This window comes from uncultured Paraglaciecola sp. (assembly GCF_943787955.1).
GTDB lineage: Bacteria > Pseudomonadota > Gammaproteobacteria > Enterobacterales > Alteromonadaceae > Paraglaciecola.
On record NZ_CALSOK010000013.1, the window covers coordinates 1 to 9,700 of the forward strand.

10 protein-coding genes are annotated in these 9,700 nt (G+C 39.9%); 4 read left to right on the forward strand and 6 right to left on the reverse strand.

Going from position 1 to position 9,700, the window contains the following annotated elements:
- Window positions 1-278: 278 nt before the first annotated feature.
- Complete coding sequence (locus Q0Y52_RS12040; protein ID WP_297821869.1) at window positions 279-1,220, reverse strand: FHA domain-containing protein; 942 nt, start codon at window positions 1,218-1,220, stop codon at window positions 279-281.
- Complete coding sequence (locus tag Q0Y52_RS12045) at window positions 1,211-2,467, reverse strand: serine protease (RefSeq protein WP_297821871.1); 1,257 nt, start codon at window positions 2,465-2,467, stop codon at window positions 1,211-1,213. The genes Q0Y52_RS12040 and Q0Y52_RS12045 overlap by 10 nt, the downstream gene beginning before the upstream one ends.
- 164 nt (window positions 2,468-2,631) lie before the next feature.
- Here Q0Y52_RS12045 and Q0Y52_RS12050 point away from each other — a divergent pair, with 164 nt between their 5' ends.
- Window positions 2,632-3,270, forward strand: coding sequence for a 1-acyl-sn-glycerol-3-phosphate acyltransferase (locus Q0Y52_RS12050; RefSeq protein ID WP_297821873.1), 639 nt, complete (start codon window positions 2,632-2,634; stop codon window positions 3,268-3,270).
- The gene (locus Q0Y52_RS12055; protein WP_297821875.1) at window positions 3,260-4,498 is read left to right on the forward strand and encodes a cystathionine gamma-synthase family protein; all 1,239 of its coding nucleotides are present in this window, start codon (window positions 3,260-3,262) and stop codon (window positions 4,496-4,498) included. The genes Q0Y52_RS12050 and Q0Y52_RS12055 overlap by 11 nt, the downstream gene beginning before the upstream one ends.
- A 179-nt stretch (window positions 4,499-4,677) precedes the next feature.
- On the opposite strand, the gene Q0Y52_RS12060 is transcribed toward Q0Y52_RS12055, so the two are convergent.
- From Q0Y52_RS12060 to Q0Y52_RS12075, 4 genes are all read right to left on the reverse strand, one after another.
- On the reverse strand, window positions 4,678-5,382 hold the full coding sequence (locus tag Q0Y52_RS12060; protein WP_297821877.1) for a 1-acyl-sn-glycerol-3-phosphate acyltransferase: 705 nt from the start codon (window positions 5,380-5,382) through the stop codon (window positions 4,678-4,680).
- Between the two features lie 139 nt (window positions 5,383-5,521).
- Window positions 5,522-5,968, reverse strand: coding sequence for a VTT domain-containing protein (locus Q0Y52_RS12065; protein ID WP_297822406.1), 447 nt, complete (start codon window positions 5,966-5,968; stop codon window positions 5,522-5,524).
- 253 nt (window positions 5,969-6,221) lie between these two features.
- Entirely contained in the window at window positions 6,222-6,422 is a 201-nt protein-coding gene (locus tag Q0Y52_RS19540) for an OsmC family protein (protein ID WP_366939289.1), read from the reverse strand.
- Window positions 6,423-6,668: 246 nt separating this feature from the next.
- A complete protein-coding gene (locus Q0Y52_RS12075) occupies window positions 6,669-7,517 on the reverse strand; it encodes a S1-like domain-containing RNA-binding protein (protein ID WP_297821879.1) in 849 nt (282 codons plus the stop codon).
- Between the two features lie 148 nt (window positions 7,518-7,665).
- Here Q0Y52_RS12075 and Q0Y52_RS12080 point away from each other — a divergent pair, with 148 nt between their 5' ends.
- Both Q0Y52_RS12080 and alr read left to right on the forward strand, forming a co-directional pair.
- Window positions 7,666-8,535 carry an aminotransferase class IV gene (locus Q0Y52_RS12080; protein ID WP_297821881.1) on the forward strand — a complete coding sequence of 290 codons (870 nt, stop codon included), beginning with the start codon at window positions 7,666-7,668 and terminating at the stop codon, window positions 8,533-8,535.
- A 54-nt stretch (window positions 8,536-8,589) separates the two neighbouring features.
- Complete coding sequence (gene alr / locus Q0Y52_RS12085) at window positions 8,590-9,687, forward strand: alanine racemase (protein WP_297821883.1); 1,098 nt, start codon at window positions 8,590-8,592, stop codon at window positions 9,685-9,687.
- Window positions 9,688-9,700 lie beyond the last annotated feature (13 nt).

Sequence of the window (9,700 nt, forward strand, 5' to 3'; positions counted from 1 at the left end):
TACAAACAAAATACACATATACCAATATCACCTCAAAATGACGGATTACGAATACCCCTCCATGTTATTCACCATAGGCCAAACTACGGTTATTAATATGTGTTCCACACATATTTTTCAGCGGGAGTTTAAAGGAATTTAAGCGGGCCTTCCCAGGAAATTCGACTACTTAAAGGTTTTAGTCATCTTAGTCAAAAGTAGTCGATGCATCGCATGGTTCCCGTATTTAATGGCTTTTAAAATTTGCCTTAAAGCTAAGCGTTTATTTAACTTTAAGCTTATCGACTTGAGTGAATAAACTGTTTGGCGTGAACAATGAATTTATCCGTTTGTGACGCAGACGTTATATTGTAAGTGGGTGGTAATAGTAACGGGTTGTAGTGAGGTCGAGGACTAAATTCATCGGTGTTTAAAAATCCCAAAGCATAAATAGGTGCGAGTATCATGAAGGTAATCGAACATGCGATGATGTTACGCCTATGATTGGTTTGATGAAATGCAATAAATAGACTCAACCAGATGAAACTAGCAACAAGGGTGGCAAATATAACCAATTCAATCCACGTAAACCATGTCCCAGGATTGATATTAAAGATGGCTATCTTCTGTAATAAAATGAGCCCGTTGACGAGTAGAATAACCAATAACGTTAGACTGAATTGGCTAACAATATGGCTCTCTTTTTTGACGACTTTGGCTAAAATTGCAAAGGTTAATGGCCATAAACAAAAAACGGCCAATTGCCCTAGCTCAGAGGGAAGTGATTTAATCAAACTAAACTCTTGCACACTGCCCAAGTGTTTTGATAGTAATAAAAAGCTCAAACAAAAAAACGACAGACAAATAGCTAAAAAGCTTTGGTTTAACCAGCTAAGGTTGTCTTCCAATTCGCTTAAAGGTATAGCCTCAGCTAAAGGCACTTTAGTATCGATTATTCTTAAACGCGTGCGGCCAATTTTTATGATGTCGTGTGAGTTAAGTGTGGCTTGCCTGACAAATTTATTGTTCACTTTGATGCCATTGGTTGACTGACAGTCATTGACCATCAGCTTGCCCGTTTCAGGATCAATGGCTACCAACATGTGACTAGGACAAACATAAGGGTCGTCTAAACGTAAGTCATTATTAAAATCACGACCTACACACACATAGTCTTGCTCAAATTTGTAATGTTTAAGTGGAATGTTTTTTCGAGAAAGCAGTTCTAAAACTATTGCCATGCTATTGCGTCCATAAATTTCTGAGTGAATACCAAAGCAGACTCTTTGCTAACGCCAGCCAGCGTGAAATGGCTAATCAAACCTTGTTGGCTATGATCAAGTGTGGCTGCAACAAAAAGCACATCATAGAGTTTTTCAAAATCCTTGTAAGCCCTTAAACACATTACTGTTTTATTGGTCACAACATTGATGTTGGTCACTTTATCTTGTTCACAAATAAAATTGGTGACATCTGTTTTAGTCGCATTGTTGCCCGCACCAGCACCTGTGATGCTTTGTGAATAAAAATTATAGAAACGATGTTCGCCCAAGGATTTACCATCTAACCATTCAAATTCTACTTCAACCCCGCCAGTGCGTAACTCATGGTGCAAATATATTTGTTCATCTAACTGACAACGGTTTTCTACCGACAAATATAACGCCTCCTTATCGCTGGTATTAGAGCCACCCCAACATGAGATAAAGTCGGTTATCTTCGACGGGATTATCGCGTCACCTAATTCAGTTGTCTGCCAAGTCTGGTTATTTAACAAGGAAAATAGCTTATTCTGATTAGCTAGTAATTGTGTCTGGATGCGAGGTTTAAACTGCTCACTTTTTAACACTTGTGCATCTTGGCTTTTTAATAGCGCTTGAATTTTTTCCAATGGAATAAGGAAACCAATTTGGTTGCCTGCTGTTGCTACATTAACCCCCATCACCTCACCATTTTTATTAACCACTGGCCCACCACTCATTCCTGGATTAATTGAACCTGTAAAATGGATACGTTGATAAAAGCTACTTTTCTTCAATCCATTAAATGTACCTGGCACTACTATCATGCCTAAGTCATGAGGATTACCGAGAGAATAAATATCACTGCCTTGCAATGGGAGAGTCTGTGCAATAGGGAAAGCATTTTCTTGTTCAGATAGGTCAACTTTTCTGACTAAGGCTAAGTCATTCACTACATCTACATCGACGAGTTGCAATTGTCCTTGGGAACCATCATGTGCCAAATATTCAATTCTGAACTTATCAGGGTTATACACATATTTAGATACTACATGGTAATTTGTGACTATATTTCCTGATATGTCGATCTGAAAACCGGATCCAATAGATGATTTATTACCAGACTCTAGTTCTATTATTTTAATTTGATACAGGGCGGTACGATATTGTCCAAATAGGTTTTGGGCAATTTGTTGGCTATGCGCAAGCGAGCAGAACATAGAAAACACAACTAGTAAAATTCTCAAGGTTTTATTCCAGTCACAATTAAGATTAGTGGAGCCAAATTGGCGGGGCTACCTTGGTGAGGTTAGCGTAATCATTTAGAGAGTTAACATTTTGTTTACCCTCGACAAAATAGTCTACATGAGCGACCATTTGCCTAGTTTAAATTGCAAAAGCTAATAATGAAATGCTTGATAACGTAAATACTCCTATTCTTTGCGAACAAGTGCCCAGAATAGGTAATAAATTTAGCCAATGGTTGGGTACAACGGTATTAAAATTGATGGGATGGTCTTACAGCGGGACTTTTCCCTGTTGTTCAAAGATGATCCTTGCAGTTGCACCGCATACTTCTAACTGGGACTTTGTGCTGGGATTAGCTGTGGCTTTTAACTTGCGTTTAAAAATTTCTTTTTTTGGCAAACACAGTATTTTTATACCACCTTTTGAACGCATTTTGCATCGATTGGGTGGCATTCCTATTGAGCGAAGTACAAAACATGGTTTGGTTGATGCTATGGCAAGTAAAATGCGAGAAGCCGAAAGTATGGTTTTGTGCCTTTCTCCAGAAGGCACTCGCAGTCCGATATCACCTTGGAAAACCGGTTTTCTACATATTGCACACAAAGCCAACGTGCCCGTATTTTTGGTAGCTTTTAATTATAAGAAAAAACTTATCGAGTTTGGTCCTTTGCACGATATAGGCGACAATACCCAACATGAATTAAATAAGATTTATCTGCATTTCAAATATATACAAGGTAAGTATCCTGAAAAGATGATCACTAAAATTGTCCCCCTTGTGGAGAGAGAGATTGAAAAATAAAGGTTTTACTACCCGTTTGGTTCACGCAGACCGGTTGTTGAATACACCTGAAAGTGGTGCGGTGCATCAAGCCACAAATAACTCAGTGCTTTTTGAATATAAAGATGCACAATGTTTAGTGGATGTTTTTCAGGGAAAAAAAGCAGGGCATGTCTATTCTCGCTCGTCTTCAGGCTCCAATACTGCGCTGCAAAATATTCTTACACATTTAGAAGGGGGAATAGGCGCCATCACTTTTTCGACTGGCATGGCGGCCATCACTGCCACTATGTTGAGCTTGTTTAAAACGGGTGATCATCTGATTGTTAGCCATTTTTTGTTTGGTAATACCCGTAGTTTTGCCGAAACCTTACAATCTTTAGGCATTGAATTAAGTTTTGTTGATGTGACTGATGTTCAAAAAGTAAAAGCCGCTTTTAAACATAATACTAAAGCGGTTTACTTAGAAACGATTGCCAATCCGGTTACCCAAGTAGCAGATTTACGGGCAATTGGCCAACTATGTCAGTCTAAAAACACGCTGTTTTTGGTCGATAACACTATGACCCCAGCTAATATTTTTGATGCTAATTCAGTTTTGGCCTCACTAACGATTAGTTCTTTAACTAAATACATTGCAGGGCATGGCAACGTCTTAGGCGGAGCAGTAGTGGACACCGGACTGTTTGATTGGCGTGGCTTCGAGAACATTTTGCCTATTTACCGCGGCCCAGATGCAACACAATGGGGGCTCACACAGATTCGTAAAAGAGGCCTAAGAGATATGGGCGGGACGTTATCACCAGATTCTGCTCATGCTATTTCAATTGGCTTAGAGACCTTAGTGCTGCGAACTGACAAAGTATGTGAAAATGCGATGCGTTTGGCTTCTTATCTTCATAATCATGTCAAAGTATCGGCGGTTTATTATCCAGGCTTGGTGGATCATCCTCAGCACTTTTTAGCCAGAGAACATTTTACGGGTTATGGAGGGATATTGAGTTTAGATTTAGTGGATGATATCGACCCCATTCAATTTTTAAATACATTAAACTTAGTGATCTGCGCCACTCATTTAGGCGATACTCGCACCTTAGCTTTACCTGTGGCTTCGACCATCTATTTTGAGAGTACTGCCAAAGAAAGACAAGAGATGGGTGTAAATGACAATATGATCAGAATGTCGATTGGTATCGAAGATATAGACGATATAGTGGCGGATTTTGAACAGGCGTTTGCGAAGTTTTAGACATTTAATTATATAAGAACAGCATGCTCGAAAGCTTTCATAGGCTAACGTTGAACGCGGCGTTTTTTTAGCAGATAAAAACAAAATCATATGGATATCATGTTAATTTTTATTCAAGAAAAAACCTGAGTGTGACAGATGAATTATAGCTGCTTTGAAGCTTTTGTATTGCGGTTAAATTAGTATTGTTGGCTAGACAACAGTTTGTCTTTTTCTAGCCAGCGGTTGTTCAACCAGGTGTCCATGTCATCAATCTCTGCAAGGTTGTAATGTTCAAGGGTAATAGTGATTTTTGCAGGCTCAGCCCGAAGGCAATGCCAAATATGCACATTTTTTTGGTGATAGTCGATAGTAATATCGACTAAGTTGGTCTCTGCATTTGCGTGTTGCTTAATCATTTTTAACCCCCCTGTTTTGGGTTTCAAAAGGTGATGATAGGGCACTTTCTGATTTGCTTTTTTCGTCTCAGTGAAGCGGGTTCCTTCTGGAAAAATGAGCAATGCGCCAGATTCATTACCGTGGCCTTTTGATGCCTTTTGGATAATTGAAAAATCACTTTCGCCCGCGCCGTTGTTTTTACCCCGGCGTAACCGTGGAAAATTGAGCACCAAGCATATCCAACCAATAATAGGTATCCACACTATTTCTCGTTTAACTAAAAATTTTATTTTGGGCCCATTGCCAGTAATAACATGCTGTACCAGTGGAATGTCGAACCAGGATTGATGATTGCAGATCACCACAGGTGTTTGTTGAGTATTGACTTTACCTTTGATCACCAGCTCGATGCCTATTACCTGCTGCATCCAAAAAGTATCTAACTTTACGGCAATACGATAAATATGATCTGCTATAAAGGTGCAGCAGCGAGTAACTGCGGGCAAAGGGATTAGCCAACTGATTATTGAAATCGGGAGCAGTAAAGCAAAACCGAGCAAAAGATTGGTCGTTACCCACAGTGCAGACGAGAAGCTGATGAAATTTTTCATCATAATATTTGTGATAGGGTTAGACGCACTTTACTCAACTCCAAATTTTATCAATACCCACGATTAATAGACCAAGACCCGCTGTCCAGATCCCACAGGCCAGCAAGTCGTAAGCTGAGTATCTTAATCGTGTCATACCACTGACACCTGTTAATAGCGGCACAATACTGCGTATTGCAGTGATTAGCCTGCCAAATAATATTGCGAAGTTGCCGTATTTTAATATTCGTTTTTCAGTTTTTTCTAAGAACTCAATACGATTTTGTGCAAAGCGGGAGTGGTAGAATCGGGGGCCTAACCAGCGTCCTAAATAATAGCCGCTATGGTCGCCAAGTACAGCGCCGCAAAAAGCCAGCGATAGTATTTGAAATAAGGTAGCAATTTGTTCAACATACAAAATGGTACAGACTGATAAAAGGATCACGCCAGAAACAAACAAACCTACCCCAACACTGGCTTCCAGGAAAGCTATCAAAGGCACGATTATCAACGCATATTGCTGATGTTTGAGTAACCACGATGTTATGAATTGTTCGATTTTATTTACCTGTTATCTATATAGTATTGTCTATAGTTATCACCAAGTGTCTAAAAAATCTGATGCTCTAGCCAAGCCAATGCCTACTTTGCGCCTTGCGTTTAATGCCGAACTAGATACATAGACAGTTTGAGTGAAGGTGGCGTTATTTATTGACAGTCAACACAACTCACAAAAACACTGTGCAGCTCGAAGCTTAAGCTAACTCATAACTTGTGGTGATTTCAACGTTTCCTGTCATCATCAACATAACAGAACAATATTTATCAGCTGATAACTGTACTGCTTTGGCCACATCTTGTTCAGTTAAATCTTTACCTTTCACAATATAGTGAGCATGAATTGACGTAAAAATTCGCAGCGCCTCATCTGCTCTTTCTACATCAAGTCGACACACACAGTTATGCGCTGTTTTTGTCGACTTTTCAAGGATATATACCACATCAATAGACTAACAAGCCCCAACAGACAGTTAAACTAATTCCATAGGAGTCATAGTTTCACCATTACCGTCTAAGCCTAAGGTATGCTGTTTTACAGGTAAATCGTAGGTTATGTTACCAGCTAACAGTTGCTTTCATCGTTTCCGTTCTTTCTATTATTTCTTTCTCTTATCTTTCTATTATTTCTTTCTCTTATCTTTTTATTTTTTAACAAGCGTTATTTTAGTTTTGTCTAATAATATACGTTTTTGTCTAAATAAATTGCCAATGGCTTTTTTATAAACATTTTTGCTTACTTTAAAACGTTTTGAAATCTCATCTGGTGGGCTTTTATCGGTTAAAGTCGACAGGCCATCATGTGCAATTAAATCTTCCATTATCTGTTCTTCCAAGGAGTTGCGGGCAGTAGGATCATGAAACTGAAAACATAAATCAATTTTCCCATCTTCCCTAATGCGTTTGATGTAGGCCTTTAATGAGTGACCAATTTTTATTGGCTGGAAAACTTCATCTCTAAATATTAAGCCAAGGTGTGAGCCATTGATAATGGCTTTATAGCCCATGTCAGTCTGTCCACATATCAGCACTTCAACTTCTTGCTTAGCTTCGAACGTACCGCCTTCTTCACTCGACTCTTCATATAAGAAATCTTTGAGCTTGGTGGATGCGGCAAGTCGGCCCGTTTCTTCATCACAGAATACATAGAGCACATAAGATACGCCTTCAGACATCGGGTAGTCTTGTTCACTGAATGGCACTAATAAGTCTTTTTCTAATCCCCAGTCTACAAACACCCCCACTTTTGTGACACTGACCACTTTTAAATAGGCACAATGATCAACAAACACCTTGGGACGTTTGATGGTGGCGATAAGGCGATCATCGCTATCATGATAAATAAACGCATTCACCATATCTCCGAGCTTACAGCCCAAGGGCGCATTTTTAGTAGGGAGTAAAATTTGACCTTTATCGCCTGCGTCTAGGTAGAATCCAAAGGGCACTTGATTGACGACTTCTAGATTATTAAACTTTCCAACTTGCGACATGTTTTACAGATTATCTTTAACGAAATTATGCAGATATTGTAACTGACCAATACATTAAGAAATATAAAAACAATTTTTTTTTGCTTAATGGTTCGGCTATTCATGACATAATTAGAGTATTAGATAACCGTTTTTAATTTGGTACATCATGGCAGACGCTAACAATATTGTATTTTTAGATGGGCAGTTTATGCCTATGTCTGAAGCTAAAATATCGCCTATGGATCGCGGATTTCTGTTTGGGGACGGTATATATGAGGTGGTGCCATCTTATCAAGCCAAGTTAGTGGGTTTTGAGTTACATATTCAGCGCATGCAAATTGGCCTTGATGCAATTGGTATTGAATTAAAGATGGGCGTTAATGATTGGCGTGATATCGCCCAAAACTTAATTGAAAAAAATGGCAAGGGTGATCTTGGTTTGTATTTTCATGTTAGTCGTGGTGCTGATATGAAAAGATTTCATGCTTTCCCTGAAAATATCCAACCTACAGTGTTTGCTTATGCTTTCTCCATTCCAGCGGCAACTCTCGCCGATAAACAGAAGGTTAAACAATATCGGGTTACTAGCACCGAAGATTTGCGTTGGAAACGTTGCCAGATTAAATCCACCTCACTGTTAGGCAATGTGATGCATTTCCAACAAGGTCAGGAAGCGGGTGTTGATGAAACCATTTTGTATAATCAGCACAACGAGTTGACAGAAGCCAGCGCCTGCAATGTGTTTATTGTTAAAAATGAAGTGGTGTTAACCCCACCGCTAGATAACCAATTACTACCAGGCATTACCCGTAATATGTTGTTAGATATTTTACGTAAAGATGGCACCTTGCAAATACAAGAAAGAGTGATCAGTATGGCCGAAGTCCATGCTGCGGATGAGCTTTGGTTAACCAGCTCAAGCAAAGATATTGCACCTGTGGTTGAGCTAGACGGACAGCCAATAGGTGCCGGAAGCGTTGGTGATATTTGGCTGCTTGCCCAAACATTATATTGCGCCAATAAACACAATTATTAAACACACTTATTAAACACACTTTGACTAACAATAGCGGGAACTAAAATAAGCCATATGTCTAGACCTGCCAAAATCATTATTGACTTAGCTGCTATTCAGGCTAATTGCCGTTTAGCACAAACTTTCGCGCCTTATTCTAAAACAGTGGCCGTGATAAAAGCCGATGCCTATGGTCATGGAGCGGTAGAGGTGGCTCAAGCATTGGAGCCACTAGTGGAAATGTTCACTGTATCTTGTCTTGAAGAAGCCTTGGTTATGCGAGTAAACGGTTTAAGTAAACCGATTTTATTGCTTGAGGGATGTTTTGATGAAACCGAATTAGAGGTTGCAACAGACAATCAATGTGAGCTTGTTGTCCATAGTCGTTTGCAACTAGAACAACTGCTTAACACGACAATTGCAAGACCGCTAAATATTTGGCTGAAAATCGATACGGGTATGCACCGATTAGGCATTTTGCCCGAAGAGGTTGCAACGATATATGCCACGTTAGCTGCATCATCAAATGTTAATAATATCATTTTGATGACACACTTTGCCCATGCTGATGATGTGGGTGGGGCGCACACCGTCATGCAAATTAGTCGATTTGAAACCTGTATTGCGCCCATTGTTGACAATGCCAATCAAAAAGTGGAGCTGAGTATGGCGAATTCTGCTGCGATATTAGCTTGGCATCAAACTAGAGTGGATTGGCATCGTCCGGGTATTTTGTTGTATGGTTTGAGTCCTTTTGCTAAACCTATTGATGAAGCCTCAAAGCTTATCCCAGCCATGAACTTTGAGTCGCAGGTGATAGCCTTGCGTAAGATTTTAACTGGGGAGTCCGTAGGTTATGGTTGCACATGGACGGCACAGCGGCCCTCTGTAATCGCCACCATTGCAGTCGGTTACGGCGATGGTTATCCACGCAGCGCAAAGTCAGGTACACCTGTTCTCATAAATGGGCATCGGGCACCACTGGCGGGCAGAGTGTCGATGGATCTTATTTCGGTTGATGTGACTGATCTGGCTAATGTCCAAATTGGTGATAACGCTTTATTATGGGGTAAGGCATTGTCCGCAAACGAAGTGGCTGTATGGGCTGACACCATAGGGTACGAATTGGTCACTCGCATGCCAAAACGAGTCACCAGAGTTTTTGTGAATTAAACATTTTTATGCA

Excerpts from the sequence above, each read along its gene's own strand:
- Q0Y52_RS12040 (WP_297821869.1), bottom strand. The coding sequence starts at position 1,220 with ATGGCAATAGTTTTAGAACTGCTTTCTCGAAAAAACATTCCACTTAAA.
- Q0Y52_RS12080 (WP_297821881.1), top strand. The coding sequence starts at position 7,666 with ATGGCAGACGCTAACAATATTGTATTTTTAGATGGGCAGTTTATGCCT.
- Q0Y52_RS12075 (WP_297821879.1), bottom strand. The coding sequence starts at position 7,517 with ATGTCGCAAGTTGGAAAGTTTAATAATCTAGAAGTCGTCAATCAAGTG.
- Q0Y52_RS12050 (WP_297821873.1), top strand. The coding sequence starts at position 2,632 with ATGCTTGATAACGTAAATACTCCTATTCTTTGCGAACAAGTGCCCAGA.
- alr (WP_297821883.1), top strand. The coding sequence starts at position 8,590 with ATGTCTAGACCTGCCAAAATCATTATTGACTTAGCTGCTATTCAGGCT.